Annotated in this window: 22 protein-coding genes; 8 read left to right on the forward strand and 14 right to left on the reverse strand. The window is 64.2% G+C overall.

What is annotated here, in order from left to right:
• Positions 1-28 precede the first annotated feature (28 nt).
• On the forward strand, positions 29-439 hold the full coding sequence (locus KVX96_RS12350) for a Fur family transcriptional regulator (protein ID WP_261194792.1): 411 nt from the start codon (positions 29-31) through the stop codon (positions 437-439).
• A gap of 122 nt (positions 440-561) precedes the next feature.
• On the opposite strand, the gene lpxB is transcribed toward KVX96_RS12350, so the two are convergent.
• From lpxB to pyrH, 13 genes are all read right to left on the reverse strand, one after another.
• Entirely contained in the window at positions 562-1719 is a 1158-nt protein-coding gene (gene lpxB / locus KVX96_RS12355) for a lipid-A-disaccharide synthase (protein ID WP_261194793.1), read from the reverse strand.
• A complete protein-coding gene (locus tag KVX96_RS12360; protein ID WP_261194794.1) occupies positions 1704-2507 on the reverse strand; it encodes an LpxI family protein in 804 nt (267 codons plus the stop codon). Before KVX96_RS12360 ends, lpxB begins: the two co-directional genes overlap by 16 nt.
• A gap of 4 nt (positions 2508-2511) precedes the next feature.
• On the reverse strand, positions 2512-3309 hold the full coding sequence (gene lpxA, locus KVX96_RS12365; protein WP_261194795.1) for an acyl-ACP--UDP-N-acetylglucosamine O-acyltransferase: 798 nt from the start codon (positions 3307-3309) through the stop codon (positions 2512-2514).
• 5 nt (positions 3310-3314) lie between these two features.
• Positions 3315-3773 (reverse strand): 3-hydroxyacyl-ACP dehydratase FabZ, encoded by a 459-nt coding sequence (gene fabZ / locus KVX96_RS12370; protein ID WP_261194796.1) that lies wholly within the window; start codon positions 3771-3773, stop codon positions 3315-3317.
• A gap of 108 nt (positions 3774-3881) precedes the next feature.
• Positions 3882-4547: an OmpH family outer membrane protein gene (locus tag KVX96_RS12375; RefSeq protein ID WP_261194797.1), complete on the reverse strand. Its 666-nt coding sequence runs from the start codon at positions 4545-4547 to the stop codon at positions 3882-3884.
• A 14-nt stretch (positions 4548-4561) separates the two neighbouring features.
• Complete coding sequence (gene bamA / locus KVX96_RS12380) at positions 4562-6913, reverse strand: outer membrane protein assembly factor BamA (RefSeq protein WP_409977107.1); 2352 nt, start codon at positions 6911-6913, stop codon at positions 4562-4564.
• A 176-nt stretch (positions 6914-7089) separates the two neighbouring features.
• Positions 7090-7230, reverse strand: a complete 141-nt coding sequence (locus KVX96_RS12385) for a hypothetical protein (RefSeq protein WP_261194798.1) — start codon at positions 7228-7230, stop codon at positions 7090-7092.
• 85 nt (positions 7231-7315) lie between these two features.
• Positions 7316-8662, reverse strand: coding sequence for an RIP metalloprotease RseP (gene rseP / locus KVX96_RS12390; protein WP_261194799.1), 1347 nt, complete (start codon positions 8660-8662; stop codon positions 7316-7318).
• A gap of 9 nt (positions 8663-8671) precedes the next feature.
• Positions 8672-9847, reverse strand: a complete 1176-nt coding sequence (gene dxr / locus KVX96_RS12395; RefSeq protein WP_261194800.1) for a 1-deoxy-D-xylulose-5-phosphate reductoisomerase — start codon at positions 9845-9847, stop codon at positions 8672-8674.
• Entirely contained in the window at positions 9847-10638 is a 792-nt protein-coding gene (locus KVX96_RS12400; protein ID WP_261194801.1) for a phosphatidate cytidylyltransferase, read from the reverse strand. The genes dxr and KVX96_RS12400 overlap by 1 nt, the downstream gene beginning before the upstream one ends.
• Positions 10635-11366 carry a polyprenyl diphosphate synthase gene (gene uppS / locus KVX96_RS12405; protein ID WP_261194802.1) on the reverse strand — a complete coding sequence of 244 codons (732 nt, stop codon included), beginning with the start codon at positions 11364-11366 and terminating at the stop codon, positions 10635-10637. Before uppS ends, KVX96_RS12400 begins: the two co-directional genes overlap by 4 nt.
• 33 nt (positions 11367-11399) lie before the next feature.
• Positions 11400-11966 carry a ribosome recycling factor gene (frr, locus tag KVX96_RS12410; protein WP_261194803.1) on the reverse strand — a complete coding sequence of 189 codons (567 nt, stop codon included), beginning with the start codon at positions 11964-11966 and terminating at the stop codon, positions 11400-11402.
• A 60-nt stretch (positions 11967-12026) separates the two neighbouring features.
• Entirely contained in the window at positions 12027-12764 is a 738-nt protein-coding gene (gene pyrH, locus KVX96_RS12415; protein WP_261194804.1) for a UMP kinase, read from the reverse strand.
• A gap of 126 nt (positions 12765-12890) precedes the next feature.
• On the opposite strand from pyrH, the gene miaA reads away from it, so the two are divergent.
• The 6 genes from miaA to KVX96_RS12445 all read left to right on the forward strand — a co-directional run bounded on the left by miaA (position 12891) and on the right by KVX96_RS12445 (position 21247).
• Positions 12891-13775 (forward strand): tRNA (adenosine(37)-N6)-dimethylallyltransferase MiaA, encoded by an 885-nt coding sequence (gene miaA / locus KVX96_RS12420; protein ID WP_261194806.1) that lies wholly within the window; start codon positions 12891-12893, stop codon positions 13773-13775.
• Between the two features lie 139 nt (positions 13776-13914).
• Positions 13915-14712 (forward strand): AraC family transcriptional regulator, encoded by a 798-nt coding sequence (locus KVX96_RS12425; protein ID WP_261194807.1) that lies wholly within the window; start codon positions 13915-13917, stop codon positions 14710-14712.
• Positions 14713-15023: 311 nt separating this feature from the next.
• Positions 15024-16691 carry an ABC transporter substrate-binding protein gene (locus tag KVX96_RS12430; RefSeq protein ID WP_261194809.1) on the forward strand — a complete coding sequence of 556 codons (1668 nt, stop codon included), beginning with the start codon at positions 15024-15026 and terminating at the stop codon, positions 16689-16691.
• A 147-nt stretch (positions 16692-16838) separates the two neighbouring features.
• Positions 16839-17885, forward strand: a complete 1047-nt coding sequence (locus KVX96_RS12435; protein WP_261194811.1) for an ABC transporter permease — start codon at positions 16839-16841, stop codon at positions 17883-17885.
• Between the two features lie 13 nt (positions 17886-17898).
• Entirely contained in the window at positions 17899-19059 is a 1161-nt protein-coding gene (locus KVX96_RS12440; protein ID WP_261194812.1) for an ABC transporter permease, read from the forward strand.
• Positions 19060-19162: 103 nt separating this feature from the next.
• A complete protein-coding gene (locus tag KVX96_RS12445) occupies positions 19163-21247 on the forward strand; it encodes an ABC transporter ATP-binding protein (protein ID WP_261194813.1) in 2085 nt (694 codons plus the stop codon).
• 304 nt (positions 21248-21551) lie between these two features.
• Here KVX96_RS12445 and KVX96_RS12450 read toward each other — a convergent pair whose 3' ends face one another.
• Positions 21552-22142, reverse strand: coding sequence for a lytic transglycosylase domain-containing protein (locus KVX96_RS12450; protein WP_261194814.1), 591 nt, complete (start codon positions 22140-22142; stop codon positions 21552-21554).
• A 142-nt stretch (positions 22143-22284) separates the two neighbouring features.
• Between KVX96_RS12450 and ssb the strand changes: the two genes are divergently transcribed.
• A complete protein-coding gene (gene ssb, locus KVX96_RS12455; protein ID WP_261194815.1) occupies positions 22285-22785 on the forward strand; it encodes a single-stranded DNA-binding protein in 501 nt (166 codons plus the stop codon).
• The last annotated feature ends 33 nt before the right edge of the window (positions 22786-22818 follow it).

Below are 22818 nucleotides of genomic sequence, written 5' to 3' on the forward strand. Positions count from 1 at the left end.
GCGCGCCACACCGCGAGACGAGAGACGCATGACCGAGACGATCCTTGAGCGCTGCGAAGCCAAGGGGCTGCGCCTGACGGAGCAACGCCGCACGATTGCGGCCGTGTTGCAGGAGGCCGAGGATCACCCCGACGCCGAAGAGCTCTACGCCCGTGCCTCAGCCGTGGATCCGAAGATCTCGCTCGCCACGGTCTACCGCACGGTGAAGCTCTTTGAAGAGAAGGGTATTCTCGACAAGCACGAGTTCGGCGACGGGCGCGCGCGGTATGAAACGGCAGACCGCGAGCACCACGATCACCTGATCGACATCACCACCGGCGATGTGATCGAGTTCGTGGACCCGGAGATCGAAGCCTTGCAGGAAAAGATCGCCGAGAAGCTGGGCTACAAGCTCAAGGGGCACCGGCTGGAGCTGTTTGGCGTGCCGCTGAAGAAGTGAGGCGACGCCTAGCCCAGCGAGAATCTGGCCCACGCCTCCACGCTCAACCCTTTTGCACAACAGGCACTGTTGTGCCGCGCCGTCCCGCCCCCACGGGGCGGCGCTTGACCTCTCATGTTCAGCTAGTGGCCTTCTAGCCCGCGCAGCACAGCCCTTGCCGCCCGAAGCCCCGGATCTTCCTGCCCGCGCCCCAGCCGCTCCATCGTGAGCGCCATAGCCTCGCTCTGCGCGCCGGGATCTTCCAGCACGTCCAGCAGCGCGCCCGCGATCCGGTCCGGCACGCAGTCCGCGCCCAGATACTCCGGCACCGCACGGCTTTCGCTCACAAGGTTCACCAGCGTGACGGTATCGACCTTCAGCATCCGCGCGATGATCTGGCGGGTGAGCCAGTTCATATCGTAGGCGATGACCATGGGCGTAGCAGCCGCCGCCAGCTCGAGCGAGACAGTGCCCGAAGCCGCCAGCGCGACATCCGCCGCGCGAAACGCTGCCCGCTTGGCCGCCGGATCCTGCGCCGAAATCACCTGCACGCGGCCCGGCCACTGGCTTGTGACCTCGCGCACCAGATCCTCCACCGGCCCGGCCGCGGGCACCACGATCCGCGCGTTCTGGCGCTGCGCCAGAACCGGCACGAGCGCCTGCCCGAAGGTCTCCGCAAGCCGGCTCACCTCGCCCCGGCGCGAGCCGGGTAGCACAAGGATCAGCGGCGCGCCGGGCAGCATCCCGAGGCTATCGCGGAAAGCCTCCGCCTCCTCGCCCGTGGCCTGCGGCTCCGCCACCACCGGGTGGCCGACGAAATCACAGGCCATCCCGGCGGCTTCCATATAGGGCGGCTCGAAAGGAAACAGCGCCAGAACGTGATCGATCACCTTCGCCATCTTCGCCGCGCGCCCTTCGCGCCAGGCCCAGACGGTGGGGGCGACGTAGTGCACGGTCCGGATGCCTGAGGCGGCCTTTACGAGCTTGGCCACCCGCAGCGAGAAATCCGGCGCGTCGATGGTGATCAGCACATCGGGTTTCTGGGCCAGAACGGCCTCGGCTGTCTCGCGGATGCGGCGCTTCAGGTGGCGGTATTTCGGCAGCACCTCCACGAGGCCCATCACCGAAAGCTCCTCCATCGGGAACTGGCTCTTGAGCCCCTGCGCCTGCATCTGCGCGCCGCCAATGCCTGCGAACGCCACATCCGGGCGTAGGGTTTTGAGCCCTTCCATGAGCGCACCGCCAAGCTTGTCGCCCGAGGGCTCGCCCGCAAGGATGAAGACCTTCATGGCGCGTCCCATGCGGCAAGGAACATGCCGCGCGCCTCGACTTCGGCGGCGATCTTGACGCGGTCGATCAGCAGCACGCTGCCTGCGCGCACGAAAATCCCGGCCAGCCCCGCCTCGGCGGCCTTGCGCACGGTTTCCGGGCCAAGGCTCGGCATGTCCACGCGCATCTCCTGCCCCGCCTTCGGAGATTTGAAGAACACCCCGCGCGCGCCGCGTTTCAGATGCGCGGGCGTTTGCGCCACGAAAGAGAGCAGCGCGTCGGTGCCCTGAATGGTTTCGATACCAAGGCACTGGCCCGCCGCCACTACGCAGCCCTGCCCCACATCCACCGGCGAGAGCGCCGCGTGGATCGCGGCGGCGCGCGCGCCGTCTGTGAGATCGACCTTGCCGGGTTTGACACCTATCAGCATGCTGCGCTCCGGCGTCAGGCCGGGCACCAGTTCATGTGCCCCAACAACAGTAAAGCCTTCCGCTTCAAAGACTTGCACCACGAGGCTCAGCAGCGTGTCATCACCCCCGTTCATCGCCTTCAGCAGGCGCGGGGCGAGCGCGAGCATCTTGGTGTCAAAGCGGATCGGGTTCAGCGCCGGGCGCTGCATGGCCCCGGCAAGGCAGATACGCTCCACCCCTTCGGCGCGCAGCAGGCGGAACAGCCCGCCGATCTTCTCGAAACTGGCCTCACAGCCCGAAACGGAAGCCTCGACGCCCTTGAACGTCACCACCAGCGCGCCGGGGTTGGCCGCAAGCACCAGCGCCGGAAGAGCGCCGCTGCCCGCGAGGATTGCCAGACGGCCCGCCACAGGCTCAGCCCGGCGTCAGGAAATGGCGATCGCTTTCCCCGAGGATGAAATCCACGATCTGCTGCACATAGGCGCTTTCGGTTTCCTCGCCCAAGCGCCGGGCGCGCTCGGCAAAAGCGCCCTCGCCCTGCGCCAGCATCTGGAAGGCGGCCCGCAGCGCGGTGATATCCGCCCGGTCCACCCCGCGGCGTTTCAGCCCGACGAGGTTCAGCCCGTCCAGATTGCCGCGCGGGCCTTGCACAAGGCCGTAGGGGATCACATCATTGGTGACCATCGTCACCGCGCCGATGATGGCCCCCTGCCCGACGCGCACCCATTGGTGGATTCCCGAGAGCCCGCCGATGATCACGTCATCCTCGATCACGCAATGGCCCGCCAGAGCGCTCTGGTTGGCCATGATCAGGCGGTTGCCCACCTGAGCGTCATGGCCCACATGGGCGCCCGTCATGAAGAGACAATCATCGCCCACGCGGGTGATGCCGCCGCCGCCCTCGGTGCCGGTGTTCATCGTCACGCCTTCACGGATGCGATTGCGCTTGCCGACGATCAGCTTGGTGTGCTCGCCGGCAAATTTCAGATCCTGCGGGATCTCGCCGATGGAGGCGAAAGGGAAGATCACCGTTTCGTCGCCGATCTCGGTGTCGCCCGTCACAACGGCATGGCTTTTCAGCACGACGCCGCGCCCAAGGCGCACTTCGGGGCCAACCGTGCAGAACGGGCCGATCTGGCACTCGGGCCCGATCACAGCCCCTTCTTCCACGAAGGCGCTGGGGTGCACGGTGGCGGTGGCATGGATCGCCATGGCGCTTACTCCTGCGGCAGATCCATCATCGCGGTGAACTCGGCCTCGGCGGCCAGTTCGCCCTCAACAAAAGCCTCGCCGCGGAACTTGTAGATCTTGCGGCGCTCCTTGGTGACCTCGACATGCAACTCCAGCACGTCGCCCGGCACCACCTTGCGGCGGAATTTGCAGCCGTCGATCGACATGAAATAGACCAGCATGTTCTTGTCGGCGAGGCCCAGATGCGCCCCCACCATCACCGCGGCGGTCTGCGCCATGGCTTCCACGATCGTCACGCCCGGCATGATCGGCGCGCCGGGGAAATGGCCCTGGAAATGCGGCTCGTTGAAGGTGACGTTCTTGATACCGACAGCCGATTTGCCCTCCTTGATGTCGCGCACCTTGTCCACCAGCAGGAAGGGGTAGCGGTGGGGGATGATGCGCTGGATCAGCTCGAGATCGGCACTGGTTACCGGATCGGTCATGGCGTTCTTTCTCTTGTCTCTCTGCGGCTCTCTCTGCGGCGGGGCCGCGGCCTGTCTACCGGAGTATCAACTCGCCGCGAGGCGCACAAGCCGCAGGGGCCATGGCCTTCAGTCGCCGGCGGGGCTCTGCCCTGTGCCGCCTTCCGCGGGCGCGGCGGCTTCCCCTGCGCCGGGCGCTGCCGGACGAGGCTCCGGGGCCTGATCGCCGGGCGCAGCACTTTCGGTGCCATCGCCGATGTCGGCGTTAATCCGGGCCACCGCCTCGCGCGTGACGTCGATGGATTCAGCGCTCAAGAACACTGTGCCGATCTCCAGCACGGCCACCGCGTTGCGCTCGCGCACGATGTCCGACAGCGTGGGCAGCGCCCGTTGCAGGAAGGTCTGGCGGGCCAGTTCCACGCTGCGGGCAATCTCGCGCGATTTTTGATCCTGCAGCGCGCGGGTGTCCTGAACCTTGGTGTCAAAAGCATCCGCCAGAACCCGGAAGGCGGCGGGCTCCATCACCTTGCGCTGCTCGGTCAGGGCCTCTTCCTCGGCCTCTAGCTCCTGCTGGATCGCGAGGTTCTCCTCGCTCAGGACGCGCGCGGCCTCTTCGGCCTCCGCCTGCACCCGCCGCCCAAACAGCGAATTGGCAAACAGTGCTTCCTGATCAATGGTCAGAATGGCGCTGCTGCGCGGCTGCGCCAGAGGCGCATCGGCGGATTGCGCCAGCGCGGGCCCGCAAAACGCAAGCAGCGCCAGGACAGGCCCGGCGCTGCGCAGGAGTTTGGACACACCGGCCTTCATGCTCAGAACGTCGTGGAGATCGTCAGGTCGAAGGAACGGTCGTTGTCGTAGTCTTCTTTCTTCAGCGCATGGGTGAAGTTGAAGCGCAGCGGGCCGATCGGCGTGTCCCAGAACAGGGCAAACCCGATCACGGCACGCAGGTTCAGCGAGTCATCCACGGTACAATCCGTCACCGGGCAGGCCGCTGATTGTGGGCCGCCGGCGGTGTTGTCGAGGCTCCAGACCGAGCCGATGTCCATGAACAGACCACCGGACACGCCGTATTCCTCGGGCAGGCCGAGCGGGAAATCCGCCTCGAACCGCGCCAGCGCAAACATGTTGCCACCCAGCGCATCCTGGTTGTCGACGTTCAGATCGCGCGGGCCAAGGCCGTTGGTCTCAAAGCCGCGCATCCGGTTGAGGAAGAACCGGTCCGTCGCACGCGACACGCCTTTCTGCATGTCGATCCAGCCACCTTCCAGAATGGCACGCACCGTCACCTCTTCGTTGAGGATCTTGGTTTCCGCGCCCAGCAGGCCTTCTGTGCGCAGGTAGCGCGCGGAGCCGCCGAAGCCGGCCAGATCCTGTTTGAAGCGGAACACGATGCCCGTGTTGGGGTTCAGGCCGGAGCGGCGCGAGTCGTAGCTGTAAGTGTAGCCAAGTGCCGAGCGCGTCAGGTCCCCTTCTTCACCGAGCAGGATTTTGGACGAGTCCGCCGACACGTTGGAAATCCGTTCGTCCGAGTAGGTATAGCGCAGCGACAGACGCCCGTTTTCGCTGACGGGGAAGCCGATGTCCGGCGAGATCCCGGCGCGGCGGGTGTCATAGAAGGCGTTGTCGTAGTTGGATTCCTCGTAGAAGGCGCTGAAGCCAAGCGCCAGATCCCGCCCCAGCAGCGCCGGTTCGGCAAAGCGGAAGCTGGAGGAGACGTTGTCGGAGCCGCTGCCCACCTGGACAGCCAGAAGCTGGCCACGGCCGAGGAAGTTGGATTCGGAGAAGCCCAGCGTCAGGCCAAGGCCCGCGTCGATGCCGAAGCTCGCGCCCAGCGTCAGGGCGCCGGTGGGCTGTTCGATCACGTCCACATCCACGATCACGCGATCAGAGGCGGTGCCTTCGCGGGTGTTCACCTCGGCATCCTCGAAGAAGCCAAGCGCGCGGATGCGCTCCGCACTTTCGCGGATCTCACGTGGGTTGAAGGGATCGCCTTCCACCGTCTTGAACTGGCGGCGGATCACGCGGTCCAGCGTCGTGGTGTTGCCTTCGATGTCGATGCGTTCCACGAAAATGCGCGGGCCTTTGACGAGTGCCAGTTCGATGTCGAGCGTCAGATCCCGATCGTTGCGGATGACGCGGGGATCGACGCGAATGAAGTTCAGTCCCTTCTGGAGCGCCAAGTTTTCCAGCCGACGCACGGAGTTATCAAGGCGCGCAGGCGAATAGGTCTGGCCGGTACGCAGCTTGTTGGCGGAGAGGAACTCGGCCGCATCGATCTCAGGCAGATCGGACACAACCGTCACTTCGCCGATGTCAAAGCTCTGGCCTTCGCGGATGTTGAAGGTCACGAAATAGCCGTCGCGCTCGCGGGAGACTTCGCTCGTCACCGAGAGCACCTGAAAATCCACGAAGCCGCGGGCCTGGTAGAAATCGCTCAGCAGTTGCTTGTCGAGCTCGATGCGGTCCTGCACGAAGCTGTCTTGGCGGATGAAGCGGCGCAGGTAGCCGGCCTGTTTGGTTTCCAGCACGCGGCGCAGGCGGCGGTCGGAGAAGGCGCGGTTGCCCACGAAAGTGAGGCGTTCGATCTCGGTTACGCCGCCCTCAGCGATCTCGAAAACGATATCCACGCGGTTGTCGGAGCGTTCGATGATCTTGGGTGTCACCGAGGCGGCCGTGCGGCCTGCGATGTTATAGGCCTGCGTGAGGGTCTGGGCGTCGGCTTCCACGGTGGCCGGGCTATAAACGCGGCGCGGCTGGGACGTGACGGCGGTGAGCAGATCTTCATCCTTCAGGCGCTTGTTGCCTTCGATGGAGATGCGGTTGATCGTCGGGTATTCATCCACCTCAATAAAGAGCGTGGAGCCGCGCGGCTCAAGCACGACGGTTTCGAACAGGCCGGAGGCAAGAATCCGCTGATAGGCGTCGTTCAGCTCGGCCACATCCACCGGCTGGCCGGCAGCGATTCCCGCGTATGTCTGGATCGTGGCGCTCTCGATCCGCTGGTTGCCTTCAACCTGGATCGTGTTGAACTGATAAGTCTGGGCAGAGGCCTGCCCCGGAACCAGAAGAAAAACAAAAGAAAAAACTGTAAGAATGCATGCCGCTGCCTGGCGTGTCACATTCGCAAACCGGCCGGTCCGGCCGTTTTTGGCGCTGCCCATTTTCCCTCGTTCCGTTTTTCTGGTTCCCTCTCCCCAACGGATTACTGACTCCGGGCCGCTATGTCAAAAGGCAGAAAACCCCCGCTGCGGAATCCGCGGCGGGGGTTTTGCAGCAGGAAATCCTGCCGGGTGTTTTTGCGGCGCGCCAAAGCAGTGCGCGGCGATAAGCTACAAGATCAAGGGGCCGGGAACGCCAGAGACCCAAGATAGGCCCCAACGAAGAGCGCCAGCACGATCGTGGCCGGGTAGAGAATACGATCCCAGTTGATGTTCAGGATCAGAGCAAGCCCGCGATATCCTTCGCGCACGGTGTCCATGACAGCCTCCAGTCAGCTCATTGCTTCTATAGTTGCTGTCACAGCTATCAGGGGATTGTGGCGCTATTAGGGCACTCTGCCCCAATCACGGGCAGAAGAGATCGTTCGACAGCGCAAAGAGCATGAGCGAGAGCATGATCGTCAGCCCCGCCGCCATCATCACCCTCAGCGCCTTGTCCGAAGGCGGACGGCCCGAGACGGCCTCATAGGCGTAAAACACGAGGTGGCCGCCATCGAGCACCGGGATCGGGAAGAGGTTCAGCAGGCCCACGGCCGTGGAAAGCACCGCGATGAAGAAAATGAAGCTGTTGAGCCCCTGGCTCGCCGCTGCGCCCGATGTCTCGGCAATGCCGATGGGGCCGGACAGGTTGCAGCTGCTGATAGCGCCGGTGATCACGTGATAGAGGCCGGACAGCGAGGAGCGGATAATGAAGCCGGTCTGCGACACGCCGTAATCCAGCGCCGAAAGCACGCCCCGCCCCACGGTCTGCGGCTCGAAGAACAGCCCGCCGGTGACACCGATAAGCCAGCGGGTTTCAAAGCCACCTTCCGCCAGCGGCAGATCCACCCGCTTGGGGGCGAGCGAAAGTTCAAGCTCCTCGCCGTCGCGCCAGATCGTGAGCGTCATTTCCGAGCCATCGGAGGCACCGACGATCTCGCGCATGTCCTCAAAGGCAAACACGGGCGCGCCGTCCACGGCGAGGACCACATCCCCCGCCAAAATGCCGGCAGCTTCCGCCGCCGACCCGGGCTGCACCGCCACCGCGTGGGAGGGATAGGGATAGGGGCCTGTCACCGTCTGCTCGGAGCCTTCACGGCGGATGGTGTACTCCATTTCCGGCGTGCGCGGCAGGGCGTCCACCGTGTCACGGAATTCGGACAGCTCGGCGATCTCGGTGCCCGCGATGGCGAGGATTTCGTCGCCGGGCTCAAAAACCGCTTCCGACACCGGGTGCGGCAGCATCTGATCCACAGTGAGTGGCTCGCGCACCTGCCCCTGCCAGAGGGCCAGCGCGGCGAACACAATGATAGAGAGCACGAAATTGAACACAGGGCCTGCCGCCACGGTGGCCGCCCGCGCCCAGAGGGGCGCGCCGGGCATGGTGTGGCGCAGGGCGTCCTTGTCGCCCTCTAGCCGGTCCATCGTCGCCTGATCCACATGGGCCGAGGCGGCATCCGCATCGCCAAGGAACTTCACGTAGCCGCCCAAGGGCAGCGCCGCGATCTGCCAGCGCGTGCCGCGCTTGTCATGGCGCGACCATAGGACGGGGCCGAATCCGATGGAAAACACCTCGGCATGGATCCCGCTCCAGCGGCCCACGATGTAATGGCCGTATTCATGGATCGCCACGATCACCGACAGCGCGATGACGAAGGCGGCGAGCGTGAAGATGACGTTGCCGAAAGACGGGATCAGGCCAAGAATATCCACTGTTGTTCCTTATGCGACCGCGCGGGCGATCGTTTCTGCTGCCGTTTGACGTGCGAGATGGTCCGCTGCGCGCACGTTATCAAGGCTGATCACGGCATTCTCAAGATCTTCGCGGGCCGAAACTGCGTCCAGCACCTGCTCCACCACCTGCGCCATCTGCAGAAAACCGATGCGGTTTTCGATGAAGGCGGTGAGCGCTTCTTCCTTGGCAGCGTTGAACACGGCACCGGAAAGCCCGCCCTGCTCCATCACCCGCCGCGCCAGCGCCAGCGCCGGGTAGCGCGCCGCCTCGGGGGAGCGGAAATTGAGCTGGCCGATGGCGGCGAAATCCAGACGCTCCACTGGCACCGCGCCGCGATCCGGCCAATGCAGCGCATAGCCGATGGCGTGGCGCATGTCGGGCGGGCCGATGTGGGCCATGAGCCCGCCATCGCAGAAGCCGACGAGCGCATGGACGAGCGATTCCGGGTGCACGAGCGCCTCGATCTTGGCCGGCGCGATCCCGAAAAACTCCTTGGCTTCAATGAGTTCAAGCGCCTTGTTGAACATAGAGGCGGAATCGATCGTGATCCTTTGCCCCATGTCCCAATTCGGGTGCGCGGAGGCCTGCGCCACGGTGGCGGTGGCGAGCTTCTCCAGCGGCCAATCGCGGAAAGCGCCCCCTGATGCGGTGATGATCAGCCGCTCCACGCGCGCCACATCCTCGCCCACCAGCGCCTGAAACACGGCGGAATGTTCGCTGTCCACCGGCAGGATCTCGGCCTTCGCCGCGCGGGCGCTGTCCATCAGCAGTGGCCCGGCGCAGACGAGGCTTTCCTTGTTGGCGAGCGCGAGCGTCGCCCCGGTTTTCACCGCCTCAAGCCCCGGCTCAAGCCCCGCCGCGCCCACGATGGCGCTCATCACCCAATCGGCAGGCCGGTTGGCGGCTTCGAGCAAGGCGGCAGGGCCTGCGGCGGCCTCCACCGCGCTGCCTGCAAGGGCTTCGCGCAAGTCAGCGAGCTTCTCCGGGTAGGCCGTCACGGCCACTTCGGCGTTTAACCGACGCGCATCCGCCGCGAGTTGCGCGATATTGGCCCCGCCGGTGAGCGCGACCACGCGGTAGCTGCCCTCGGGCGCGCGCGCGATCAGGTCAAGCGTGCTCTGCCCGATCGAGCCGGTGGCACCGAAAATAGAGATGCGGCGCATCAGAACCCCATGGGATTGGCGGGCAGCACGAGCGAGAGCAACAACACGAAGAGCGTCGCGCCAAGGACGGCGTCGAAACGGTCAAACAGCCCGCCGTGGCCGGGGATCAGGTTGGAGGAATCCTTCACCCCCATCCGCCGCTTCACGGCACTTTCGGCAATGTCGCCCATCTGGCCCGCGAAAGAGACAAGCATCGAGATCAGCACGAGGCCAAGCCCGGCTTCGGTGAACAGGCTGAACAGCAGGCCCACCACACCGGCGGCGACCCAGCCAGCGGCCGTGCCGGACCATGTTTTCTTGGGGCTGATTGCCGGCCAGAACTTCGGCCCGCCAAAAGTCTTGCCCGCGAAATACCCGGCCACATCGGTGGCGATCACCACCAGCAGGAGCCAGAGGATGAACCGGATGCCGCCGCTGTCGCGGAACTCCGAAAGCGCGTAGCAGGCCAGCCCGATGGCCAACGAAAAGGCAAAGAAAGCGGCCCTCTCGCGCGGCAGGCGCAATGCGCCGATGGCTGCAGGCACGCAGAGCAGCCCGAAGGCGGCGAGGCCCGGTAGCATCGTGGCGAACAGCACCGCCAGCGCCATCAGCCCGGCGAGTGCCAGCGCGAAAGTCTTTTCGGCGGGCGCGATCATGCGCGAAAGCTCCCAGACCATGCCCCCGCCGATGGCGGCGCAGAGCAGCAGGAACGGCAGGCCCCCAAGCACGATCTCCACCGCGCCGATCACCAGCATCACCACGGCCGAGATCACGCGCGGCGCAAGATCCTCCCAGCGGGCATTCGCGCTCATGCCTTCGCGCCCCCGAAGCGGCGATCCCGGTTGCCAAAGCCCGCCAGAACTTCCGCGAAGACGGCCTCGCTGAAATCCGGCCAGAGCGTGTCGATGAACTCGTATTCGGAATAGGCCGACTGCCAGAGCAGGAAGTTCGAGATCCGCGCCTCGCCGCTGGTGCGGATCACCAGATCCGGATCGGGCAAAACGTAAGTATCAAGGAACCTTGGCAGGGTTTCTTCATCGACATCTTCGGGTTTCAAACGCCCCGCCGCCACTTCTTCGGCCAAGCGCTGCGTGGCGCGGGCCACCTCGTCGCGGCCGCCGTAGTTGAGCGCGATGGTGAGATGGGTCTTGTCGTTGTCCTGCGTGAGCTCTTCCAGCTCGTCCATCAGATCGCGCAGCTTCTTGTCGAGCTTGATGCGATCGCCGATGAAGCGCACCCGGACGCCCTGCCGCTTCAGCTCGCGCGCTTCCTTGCGGATATACATCCGAAAGAGCGACATGAGCCCCGCGACTTCCGTCTGGGTGCGTTTCCAGTTCTCTGTCGAAAACCCGAAGATCGTCAGGTATTTGACACCGTATTTCGGACAGGCTTCCACGATCTCGCGCACGCGTTTGGCGCCTGCGTGGTGGCCGAAGAGCCGAGGCTTGCCCCGCTGCTTGGCCCAGCGCCCGTTGCCATCCATGATGATGGCAACATGGGTTGCCCTGCCCGCCGAATCCCCCGCCGAATCCACTGTCAAAATACGTTCCTTTCAAAAAAGATCGCGCAGCCCTCAGACCTGCATGATCTCCTCTTGCTTGGTCTCCAGCGCCTTGTCGACAGCCGCAATGGATTTGTCGGTCAGCTCCTGGATTTCGTCGGACCAGATCTTCTGTTCGTCTTCGCTCATACCGGCGGCTTTGGCCTTCTTGAGCTGATCCATCCCGTCCCGGCGCACGTTGCGCACGGCGACGCGGGCGCTTTCGGCATATTGCGCGGCGACGCGGGTCAGTTCGCGGCGGCGTTCCTCGTTCAGCTCCGGGATCGGCAGCATGATGATGGTGCCGTTGAGCTGCGGGTTGATGCCAAGGCCGCTTTCGCGGATCGCCTTTTCCACCTTGCCGACCATGGACTTATCCCAGACGTTGATCGTCACCATGCGCGGCTCGGGCACGTTCACGGTGCCCACCTGGTTGATCGGGGTGCGCTGGCCATAGGCCTCCACCATCACCGGCTCCAGCATGGAGGCAGAGGCGCGGCCGGTGCGCAGCGAGGCAAATTCGGTGCGCAGCGCGCCCATCGCGCCATCCATGCGGCGCTGCAGATCGTCGAGATCGATGTCTAGGTCATCTTCGGACATGGTTTTTCTTCTCTTTCGTGTCGTTCGGTCAGACCGCCCGCGTTCGGGCGGATGTTATGCTTAACCCTGCACCCTTGTATAGGTGCCCTGGCCGCGCAAGATCCCCTTGAACCCGCCCGGCTCGTCCAGCGAAAAGACGATGATCGGCAGGTTGTTGTCCCGCGCCAGCGCGATCGCGGAGGCGTCCATCACGCCCAGCCGCTTGGCCAGCACGTCATCGTAGCTCACCGTATCATAGCGCACGGCATCATCGTGTTTCACCGGGTCCTTGTCGTAGACGCCATCGACCTTGGTGCCCTTGAAGATGGCCTCGCAGCTCATCTCGTTGGCGCGCAGCGTGGCGGCGGTGTCGGTGGTGAAATAGGGGTTGCCGGTGCCGGCGGCGAAGATGCAGACGCGCTTCTTCTCAAGGTGGCGCACGGCGCGGCGGCGGATGTAGGGCTCGGCCACCTCATCCATGCGGATCGCGCTGATCACGCGGGTAAACACCCCCATACCCTCGAGCGCGCTCTGCATCGCAAGCGCGTTCATCACTGTGGCGAGCATGCCCATGTAATCGGCCGTGGTGCGTTCCATGCCCTGCGCCGAGCCCGCAAGACCGCGGAAGATATTACCGCCACCAATCACCATGCAAATCTCGACGCCCAACTCCTGCACGCTTTTGACCTCGCGGGCGATGCGCTGCACCGTGGGCGGATGCAGGCCGAAGCCCTGATCCCCCATAAGGGCCTCACCGGAGATTTTCAGCATGACGCGGTTGAAGGTCGGGGCGGGTGTGGGCGCGTTGTCGTCGCTCATTCGTCTGATCCACCGAATTCCTGATTGCCTTTGGCGCAAAATGTCGGAAAACAGCGTCAGGTTCAACGCACAAACGGACGCTGCAGGTGCGAAAGCACCGCGGCACGAAGGAATATGCAAGGCGCAATGCTCGATCATCTGCCCCCGGTGCCGCCCGAAAGACCGGTGCTGATCGCCGGGCCGACGGCCTCGGGCAAGAGCGCGCTGGCGCTGGAGATCGCGGAAAACAGCGGTGGCGTGGTGGTGAATGCCGATGCGCTGCAGGTCTACGATGGCTGGAACATCCTGACGGCCCGCCCCCCAGCGCAGGATCTGGCCCGTGCGCCCCATGCGCTCTACGGCCATGTGCCCTATGCGGCTGACTATTCCGTCGGCCACTGGCTGCGCGATGTCACGCCTTACCTGCAAGGCGGCGCGCGTCCGATCATCGTGGGCGGCACCGGGCTCTACTTTCAAGCGCTCACTCAGGGGCTTGCGGAGATCCCGGCCACGCCAGCAGCCGTGCGCGCCGAGGCCGACGCGCGCCGCTTGGCCGAGGGCCACGCCGGGCTGCTGGCGGAGCTGGACGCGGAAACAGCCGGCCAGATCGACACTCAAAACCCGATGCGCGTGCAGCGCGCCTGGGAGGTCTTGCGCGCCACGGGCCGGGGGCTGGTCGCGTGGCAGGCCGATACGCCGCCGCCCCTTTTGCCGATTGGCGAAGCCTTCCCCATCGTGATGCGCACCGATCCCGCCTGGCTCAACGCGCGGATCGACCTGCGCTTTGACATGATGATGAAACAGGGGGCCTTGACCGAGGCCGAGGCGATGCGGGCGGATTGGGATCCGGCGCGGCTCTCCTCCCGCGCCATCGGTGCGGCGGAGTTGATCGCCCATCTGAACGGCGAGATGACACGGGCCGAGGCCATAGCGGCGGCCAAGCTCGCCTCGCGCCAATACGCCAAGCGCCAGCGCACGTGGTTTCGCTCCAAGATGGGCGGCTGGCATCCGCTCGCGCTGCCCCTGCCCTAGCGGCTGCTTTCCATTTCCCAACATTTTGCACCGCCCGCCAAGCGACCTCCCCAAGGCCGCTTGCATTTTTTAGGCGATTTTTGGGGCAAACCGTGTATGGTGCCGCATCTTTTGACCAAAGCGCGTTGCCCGGATGGACTTGCCCCTGCAGAGACTGCCCGAGATCCGATTGACTCCGATCCCCCGCCTTGCCCAAGGCGGGCGCTGGCGCGTGGAGGCGATGCGCAGCTATTCGCGCGATCTGCTTCTGTGGTTCACCCGTGGGCAGGGCCGCATCACGCTGGCCGGGCAAACACGCGGATACGGGGCTCATAACGCGATCTTCATCCCGGCGGGCACAATGCATGGGTTCGAGGTGTCGGGCAGCGTCTTTGGCACCGCCATGTTCATCCCGCGTGAAAGCCTGCTGCCACTGCCCAGCGCACCGGTGCACCTGCGCATCCGCGATGCCGCATCGCAGACGGAGCTGAACGTTCTGCTCGACGGGCTGCACCGCGAGCTGGAAGGCACGCGGCCTGAGCGGCTGCGCGCCACCCATCACCATGCCGGGCTGATCGCCGTCTGGCTCAAGCGCCAGATCCTGTTGCACGAGGGCGAAGCCCCCTCGCCCGACGCAGCCGCCCGGCTCTTGCAGCGCTATACCGAGATGGTGGAGGCGGAGTTCCGCACCCACAAAAGCGTGGCCGATTACGCCGCCGCGCTTGGCGTGACCCCAACCCACCTGACGCGCGTCTGCAAGAAGGCCTGCGGGCGGCCCGCCCACGCGCTGCTCACCGATCGCATCCTCTTTGAGGCCCGCCGCCTGCTGGAAGAAACCGACACCCCGATCAAGGAGGTTGCCGCCACGCTTGGCTTTACCTCACCGGCCTATTTCACACGCGCGTTTCAACACCACACCGGTCGCACACCGTCCTCGTTCCGAAGCGCGCCGAAATAACCTCACCACCCGCCTTTTGCAGTCCTTCCCCGCTGCGCCCCATTTGGGGCACAGGACGAGCCCGTATCGAAACCGACGCAGACATGTCGCAAATGTTCTTTGTCGATGTCGTTTTTTTTACAGGATACGCCGATTGCGATGATTGACCTCAGCGCAATTCTGTTGCCGAATGGACCACCGGAAGGACCCGAAGTTTCGCCGGCCATCCACTCACGGCCGGTCAGGCACGCCACCGCGCGCCGGGTCACTCCCACGAAAAGCGCCTGCCAAAAGGCGCAACAACGACAAAGATGTGTCACAGGGAGAATAAGATGACGCAATCCACCCATACGACCAAGCCGATGCACCCGGCCGTCGAGATGTACGCCAAGGAATTCAAGGACGGCGATTTGAGCCGTCGTGAGTTCCTTGCGCGCTCCTCCGCCCTTGGTGTTTCGGCCACTGCCGCCTACGCCGCCATCGGCATGGTCGCGCCCAGCGAAGCCAAGGCCATGGCCCAGCCCGGCGGCACCCTGCGCGTGCAGATTGAAGTGCGCGCGCTGAAAGATCCGCGCACCTTCGACTGGACACAGATCGCGTGGTTCACCTCCGGCTGGCTCGAATACCTCGTGGAGTATAACTCCGACGGGACGTTCAAGGGCATGCTTCTGGAAAGCTGGGATGTGAATGACGACGCCACCGAGTACACGCTCAATGTGCGCAAGGGCGTGACGTGGAACAACGGCGATGAGTTCACCGCCGAGGACGTGGCCCGCAACATCGCGCTGTGGTGCGAGAAGGACGTGGAAGGCAACTCCATGGCCGGGCGCATGGCCTCGCTGATCGACAACGACACCGGTAAGGCCATCGAAGGCGCGATCCAGGTGGTGGACAGCCACACCGTGAAGCTGATGCTGCCGAACCCGGATATCTCCATCATCCCGGGCATGGCCGACTACCCGGCCGCTATCGTGCACAGCTCGCACAACCCCGACGACATGCTCTCCAACCCGGTGGGCACCGGGCCCTATCTGCCGGAATCGCTCGAAGTGGGCGTGAAGGGTGTGCTGGTGAAGAACACCGATCACGCCTGGTGGGGGGCCGACGCCATGGGCGGCGCCTATCTGGACCGTATCGAGATGATCGACTACGGCACCGATCCCTCTTCCTGGCTGGCGGCTGCCGAGTCCGAAGAAGTCGACATGCTCTATGAAACGGTGGGCGACTTCATCGACATCATGGACAGCATCGGCTGGGTGCGTTCCGAAATCGTGACCGGCGCCACCATCGTGGTGCGGCCCAACCAGCTGGCTGAAGTGGATGGGGTGAAGCCCTATGCCGACGCCCGCGTGCGCCGTGCGCTGGCGATGGCCTGTAACAACGCCGTCTGCCTTGAACTGGGCTACGGCGATCGCGGTGTCGTGGCCGAGAACCACCACGTCGCCCCGGTGCACCCGGAATATGCCGACATCGGCCAGCCGGTGTTTGACCCGGAAGGCGCTCTGGCACTGATGCAGGAAGCCGGCATGGCCGATTTCGAGCATGAGCTGATCTCCATCGACGACGACTGGCGCAAGAACACCACCGACGCCGTAGCCGCGCAGTTGCGCGACGCCGGCATCAACGTGAAGCGCACGATCCTGCCGGGCTCCACCTTCTGGAACGATTGGGTGAAATACCCCTTCTCCTCCACGAACTGGAACCACCGCCCGCTCGGCGTGCAGATCCTTGCGCTGGCCTACCGTTCCGGCGAGGCCTGGAACGAGACGGGCTTTGCCAATGAGGAATTCGACAGCCTGCTGAACGAAGCCCTCGCGCTGGCCGACGTTGAGAAGCGCCGTGAAGTGATGGCGAAGATCCAGCAGATCATGGTGGATGAAGGTGTGACGATCCAGCCTTACTGGCGCTCGCTCTACCGTCACCACAAAGAGGGCGTCGTGGGCGCAGACATGCACATCGCCTACCTGCCCCAGCTCTACAAGATCGGCTTCGCAGGCTGATCCGCATCACCGGCCTTCGGGCCGGGTTCAAGAGCGTCGGGCCGCTTCACGGTGGCCCGACGTGTAAGCCGCGGGCCGGGAGGCAGGGGCCTTCCCGCACCAAAGTCAGCTTCGAATGGCGCCCGCGCTCTGACAACAGGGATCTAAATGGGACTGTTCATCTTACGCCGTGTCGGGGTCATGATCCTGACGGCCCTTTGCCTGACCTTCGTGGTCTTCTTCCTGACGAACCTCTACCCGAACCTCGAAAAGCTCGCCAAAACCCAAGGCAACATGCGCATGACCGATGCGCAGGTGGAAAGCTGGCTGGGGGATCGGGGCTATCTGGAGCCGGTGCCGGTGAAATACGGCCAGTGGCTCGGGGTGCTGCCGGGTTTCGTCGCCACCAATGACGACGGCAAGACCTTCGGCCGCTGCATCCGCCCGGGTGTGGAGCCGGAAGAAGCCCCCACCTTCTGCGGGATCCTGCAGGGCGACTGGGGCTATTCCACCGTCTTCAAGGAAGATGTGGCCGGGATCGTGGGCAAGCGGCTCGCGCTCACCGGCAAGCTGATGTTCTGGGTCATGGTGCTGATGGTGCCCTCGGCCCTCATCATCGGGGTGCTGGCGGGGATGCGCGAGGGCAGCAAGCTTGACCGCACGCTCTCGACCTTCTCCATCGCCTCCACGGCGACGCCGGAATATGTCTCGGGCGTGATCCTGATCGCGGTCTTTGCCTCCTCGGCCTTCGGGCTCAAGTGGTTCAAGGGCACGGCGACGGCGGCCATGGAGAACGCGACGTTTGAGAATTTCTTCCTGCCCGTGGTGACGATCGCGCTCTACGGCGTGGGCTATATCGCCCGGATGACGCGGGCCTCGATGACGGAGGTGATGACGGCGCAATACATCCGCACCGCGCGGCTGAAAGGCGTGAGCTTCCCCAACATCGTGATGAAACACGCCCTGCGCAACGCGCTGATCGCGCCCTTCACGGTGATCATGCTGCAGTTCCCCTGGCTGCTGAACGGCGTGGTGATCGTGGAGACGCTCTTCAACTACAAGGGCTTCGGCTGGACGCTGGTTCAGGCCGCAGGCAACAACGACATCGAGCTCCTGCTGGGCTGCTCCGTTGTGGCCGTTTTCGTCGTGCTCGTCACGCAGCTGATCTCGGATATCGGCTACGTGTATCTCAACCCGCGCATCCGCGTATCTTAAGGGAGGACAGGATATGGAACCGCTTTCCTGGGGCCAGATCATCGGCCAGATGTTCATCCAGTTCACCCCGGTCTGGATCGCGCTTGTTGTGCTTTTCACCGGCTCGATCTTCTACAAACGCAAGCTTGGCCTTTACGGCAAGCTCTTTGACAGCCCCATCGGCATGATCGGCTTCGGCATCGTCATGTTCTGGGTCTTCACCGCGATCTTCTCGGATCTGATCATCACCCATGATCCGCTCACGCAGGTCTCAGGGATGAAGAACAAGGTACCGGGCACGGCCGTGCCCGATGGCACGGCGGGCTTCACCCATTACCTGCTGGGCGGTGACAACCTTGCGCGTGACGTGTTCAGCCGCATGGTGGCGGGCAGCCGCATCGTGGTGCAGATCGCGCCCTTCGCGACGCTCTTTGCCTTCATGGTGGGGATCACGCTGGGCCTGCCGGCGGGCTATTTCGGCGGGCGGCTGGATACGTTCCTGTCGTTCCTAGCGAACCTGATCCTCGCCTTCCCCGTGATCCTGCTCTTCTACCTGCTGGTGACGCCGGAAATCGTGGCGACTGGCTTGCCAACCTATATGGCGGCGGTGCTCTTCCTGTTCCCGATCATTTTCCTCGTGGTGCTGTGGAACTCGCGCTTCTTCACGCAGCCGCAGAAGCGCAACATCTTCGTGGCGATCACGGTGGTGTTGGGTGGCTGGATCTACCTCGGCACCGCCTGGGGGCTGGATCCGACGGGCATTTTTAACATGCAGGCGAACATCCTGATCGTCTTCGTGTCGGTCGTCTTCGTGAACTCGCCCACGGTGTTTCGCATCGTGCGAGGGCTGGCGCTGGACATCCAGACCCGCGACTACGTGGCCGCCGCCCAGACGCGGGGCGAAGGGCCGTGGTACATCATGCTCTGGGAGATCCTGCCCAACGCGCGCGGGCCGCTGATCGTCGATTTCTGCCTGCGCATCGGCTACACGACGATCCTTCTGGGCACGCTGGGCTTCTTCGGGCTGGGGCTTGAGCCCGAAAGCCCGGACTGGGGCACGACGATCAACGCGGGCCGGCGCCTGCTTTCGATCTTCCCCCACCCCGCCCTGGCCCCGGCGCTGGCCTTGATGAGCCTTGTCTTGGGCCTCAACCTGCTGGCCGACGGGCTGCGCGAAGAAAGCCTGAAGGACTAGGCAAGAAGGAGAAGGCCGGGGGCTCTGCCCCCGGACCCCCGGGATATTTCCGGTCAGAAGAAGGGCACGGCCCGCTGACCGCCTCCGAGAAAGGAGACAGAAGATGGCGAAATGGGATTATGACGGCCCGATCCTCGAGATCGAGAACCTGTCGATTTCCTTCTTTACCCGCCTGCGGGAGATCCCCGCGGTGATGGATTTTTCCTGCGTGGTGCAGCCCGGCGAGGCGATGGGCCTTGTTGGAGAATCCGGCTGCGGTAAATCCACCGTGGCGCTGGGGGTGATGCAGGATCTGGGCGTGAACGGGCGCATCGTGGGCGGCTCGATCAAGTTCAAGGGGCGCGACCTGAACCAGATGAGCGCCGAAGAGCTGCGCGACATTCGCGGCTCCGAGATCGCGATGATCTACCAGGAGCCGATGGCCTCGCTGAACCCGGCGATGAAGATCGGGCGTCAGCTGATGGAAGTGCCGATGATCCATGAGGGTGTCGGCAAGGAGGAAGCCTACAAGCGCGCGTTGGAGGTGGTGACCGATGTGCGCCTGCCAGACCCGCAGCGGATGCTGGAAAGCTATCCGCACCAGCTTTCCGGCGGCCAGCAGCAGCGCATCGTGATCGCCATGGCGCTGATGAGCAAGCCTTCGCTCTTGATCCTCGATGAGCCCACCACCGCGCTTGATGTGACGGTTGAGGCGGCCGTGGTGGATCTGGTGAAGGATCTGGGCAAGAAATACGGCACTTCGATGCTCTTCATCTCCCACAACCTCGGGCTAGTGCTCGAGACCTGCGACAGGCTTTGCGTGATGTATTCGGGCGAGGCGGTGGAGACGGGCTCGATCGAGGATGTCTTCGACAAGATGCAGCACCCCTATACGCAGGCGCTGTTCCGCTCGATCCCGCTGCCCGGGGCAGACAAGAACGCACGCCCGCTGGTGGCGATCCCAGGCAACTTCCCCCTGCCCCACGAGCGCCCGCCGGGCTGCAATTTCGGCCCGCGCTGTGACTATTTCGAGGAAGGGCGCTGCAATGGCGGCGACATCCCCATGCGCGAGATCGCGGGCGATGACCGCCACGCCAGCCGCTGCCTGAAGTTCGAGGAGATCGACTGGCATGCCCCGATCCAAGCGGGCGCCCAGACGGAGAAGGCAGAGATCGGCGATGTGGTTCTGAAGATCGACGATCTGAAGAAATACTACGAGGTCGCCGCCAATGCGATGTTTGGCGGCGGCAGCACCAAGGTGGTGAAGGCCAATGAGACGATCAGTTTCGAGGCGCGCGAATCCGAGACCCTCGCCATCGTGGGGGAATCGGGCTGCGGGAAATCCACCTTCGCCAAGGTGCTGATGGGGCTGGAGACGGCCACGGACGGCCATGTGGTGCTGAACAATTCCGCCATCCAGAACATCCCCATTCAGGAGCGAGACACGGAGACCGTTTCGACGGTGCAGATGGTGTTCCAGAACCCCTTTGACACGCTGAACCCCTCGATGACGGTGGGCCGGCAGATCATCCGGGCGCTGGAGATCTTCAAGGTCGGCAAGAACGAGGCCGACCGCAAGCAGCGGATGCTGGAGTTGCTGGACCTCGTGAAGCTGCCGCGCGCCTTTGCCGACCGCATGCCGCGCCAGCTGTCGGGCGGGCAGAAACAGCGTGTGGGCATTGCACGGGCCTTCGCGGGCGATGCGCAGATTGTGGTGGCCGATGAGCCTGTGTCGGCGCTGGACGTCTCGGTTCAGGCGGCGGTGACGGATCTGCTGATGGAGATCCAGCGCCAGAACAAGACAACGCTGCTGTTCATCTCCCATGATCTTTCGATCGTGCGCTATCTCTCGGACCGGGTGATGGTGATGTATCTGGGCCATGTGGTGGAGATCGGCACCACGGATCAGGTCTTCTCGCCGCCCTATCACCCCTATACCGAGGCGCTGCTCTCGGCGGTGCCGATTGCCGATACCTCGATCGAAAAGCAGCACATCGTGCTGGAGGGCGATATTCCGTCGGCGATGAACCCGCCCTCGGGCTGCCCCTTCCAGACGCGCTGCCGCTGGAAATCGGACGTGCCCGGCGGGCTGTGTGAGCGCGACGTGCCGCCGGTGAAGACACTGGCCGATGGTCACCAGATCAAGTGCCATCTGAGCGAGGAGATCCTTGCGCGCATGGAGCCGGTGATCAAGGTGGCGGCCGAATAGGCGCTGGCGCGGCTTGATCGCCAAGGACAAGGCCGGGCGTGCGCCCGGCCTTTTTCGTGGGCAGGTTGCAAATGCCGCGCGGGAGGGCTGGCCCGCGATCAGCGTTAAGAAAGTTTAACAAACCCCTGGTAGGGCAAACAAAAAGGGGGGTCTGCACACCCCCCTTTTCGGCGTTCGGTGCCCCGTGAGTAGTGGTGGCTTTGAACGCTGTCGACTCGTGGAGACGGCAGATTCTCAGCCATCTCTTGTGTCTTTATAACAGCTTGTGCCAAAAAGGCGCGCTTGACGCAACGTCAGCCTTGGCTCAACTGCCAAGAATTTTCTTCACGTAGTTGCGTGTCTCGCGGTACGGAGGCACCCCACCGTGTTTCAGCACCGCTTCCGGCCCCGCGTTATAGGCCGCCAGCGCCAGACGCCAGCTGCCGAAGCGGTTGTACTGGATGCGCAGGTAACGTGCGCCGCCGTCGAGATTCTGCTTGGGGTTGAGTGGGTCGACCTTCAGGCTGCGCGCGGTGGCAGGCATCAGCTGCGCCAGCCCCAGCGCACCCTTGTGGGATTTCGCCCGCGCGTTCCAGCCGCTTTCCTGCTGCACCAGCCGTAGGAAAAGATCCTCGGGCACGTTGTTCTTGCGGGCGGCGGCGCGGGCGAGCTCCATGTATTCGCCGCGATACTTGCCGCTGTAGCGCGGGATCGCGGTGTAGATGTTGCTGGTGATCGAATTGGGCAGCAGCCGAGAGGAGCCGGCGTATTGGGTGGAGGCGCGGCCGTCCAGCACGGAGAGCTGCGACTGGAACAAGGCCGAGCGGGATTTGGATTTGAGTGTCAGCGGCTCTGCGGCCAGCTGCGAAGAAATTGCAAATACAAAAATGGATACTGCGCCCAACGTGCGTTTCATTGCTCGCCTCACCTATACCTCGCCCGGCAATATACAGATTTTTAGCCATTGGGCCAGCCCGGGGAGGTTTTAGCCTTTTCTTAACCCTGCGCGGGTGGTGTAACGTCCATCCAACACTGAAAAAGGATTCGAAGGGGGTGCCATGGCAGGCTCGGTAAACAAGGTCATTCTGGTGGGCAATCTGGGGCGCGACCCCGAGGTGCGGACGTTCCAGAACGGCGGCAAGGTCTGCAACCTGCGCATCGCGACCTCGGAAAACTGGAAAGACCGCAACACCGGCGAGCGCCGCGAGCGCACCGAATGGCATTCGGTGGCGATCTTCTCCGAGCCGCTGGCCCGCATCGCGGAGCAATACCTGCGCAAAGGCTCCAAGGTCTATATCGAGGGCCAGCTGGAAACCCGCAAATGGCAGGATCAATCCGGGCAGGATCGCTACTCCACCGAGGTGGTGCTGCGCCCCTATCGCGGTGAGCTGACGCTGCTGGATGGCCGTGGCGAAGGCGGCGGCGGCGGTGGCGGCGGCGGCTACGGTGGCGGCGGTGGCCAGGCCGGCGGCGGCTATGGCGGCGGCCCCTCCGGTGGTGGAGGTGGCGGCGGCTACGGTGGCGGCCCCTCCGACATGGACGATGAGATCCCGTTCTGATCCGTCCACAAGTTTGCAACAAGAAACGCCCCG

The sequence above is a fragment of the Pseudoruegeria sp. SHC-113 genome, from assembly GCF_025376885.1.
GTDB lineage: Bacteria > Pseudomonadota > Alphaproteobacteria > Rhodobacterales > Rhodobacteraceae > Pseudoruegeria.

Coding starts and splice junctions, on each gene's coding strand:
- fabZ (WP_261194796.1), bottom strand. CDS start 3,773: ATGACCGATCCGGTAACCAGTGCCGATCTCGAGCTGATCCAGCGCATC.
- KVX96_RS12435 (WP_261194811.1), top strand. CDS start 16,839: ATGGGACTGTTCATCTTACGCCGTGTCGGGGTCATGATCCTGACGGCC.
- frr (WP_261194803.1), bottom strand. CDS start 11,966: ATGTCCGAAGATGACCTAGACATCGATCTCGACGATCTGCAGCGCCGC.
- lpxB (WP_261194793.1), bottom strand. CDS start 1,719: ATGGGACGCGCCATGAAGGTCTTCATCCTTGCGGGCGAGCCCTCGGGC.
- KVX96_RS12430 (WP_261194809.1), top strand. CDS start 15,024: ATGACGCAATCCACCCATACGACCAAGCCGATGCACCCGGCCGTCGAG.
- pyrH (WP_261194804.1), bottom strand. CDS start 12,764: ATGAGCGACGACAACGCGCCCACACCCGCCCCGACCTTCAACCGCGTC.
- bamA (WP_409977107.1), bottom strand. CDS start 6,913: ATGGGCAGCGCCAAAAACGGCCGGACCGGCCGGTTTGCGAATGTGACA.
- ssb (WP_261194815.1), top strand. CDS start 22,285: ATGGCAGGCTCGGTAAACAAGGTCATTCTGGTGGGCAATCTGGGGCGC.
- KVX96_RS12450 (WP_261194814.1), bottom strand. CDS start 22,142: ATGAAACGCACGTTGGGCGCAGTATCCATTTTTGTATTTGCAATTTCT.
- KVX96_RS12445 (WP_261194813.1), top strand. CDS start 19,163: ATGGCGAAATGGGATTATGACGGCCCGATCCTCGAGATCGAGAACCTG.
- lpxA (WP_261194795.1), bottom strand. CDS start 3,309: ATGGCGATCCATGCCACCGCCACCGTGCACCCCAGCGCCTTCGTGGAA.
- KVX96_RS12385 (WP_261194798.1), bottom strand. CDS start 7,230: ATGGACACCGTGCGCGAAGGATATCGCGGGCTTGCTCTGATCCTGAAC.
- dxr (WP_261194800.1), bottom strand. CDS start 9,847: ATGCGCCGCATCTCTATTTTCGGTGCCACCGGCTCGATCGGGCAGAGC.
- KVX96_RS12350 (WP_261194792.1), top strand. CDS start 29: ATGACCGAGACGATCCTTGAGCGCTGCGAAGCCAAGGGGCTGCGCCTG.
- miaA (WP_261194806.1), top strand. CDS start 12,891: ATGCTCGATCATCTGCCCCCGGTGCCGCCCGAAAGACCGGTGCTGATC.
- KVX96_RS12400 (WP_261194801.1), bottom strand. CDS start 10,638: ATGAGCGCGAATGCCCGCTGGGAGGATCTTGCGCCGCGCGTGATCTCG.
- KVX96_RS12440 (WP_261194812.1), top strand. CDS start 17,899: ATGGAACCGCTTTCCTGGGGCCAGATCATCGGCCAGATGTTCATCCAG.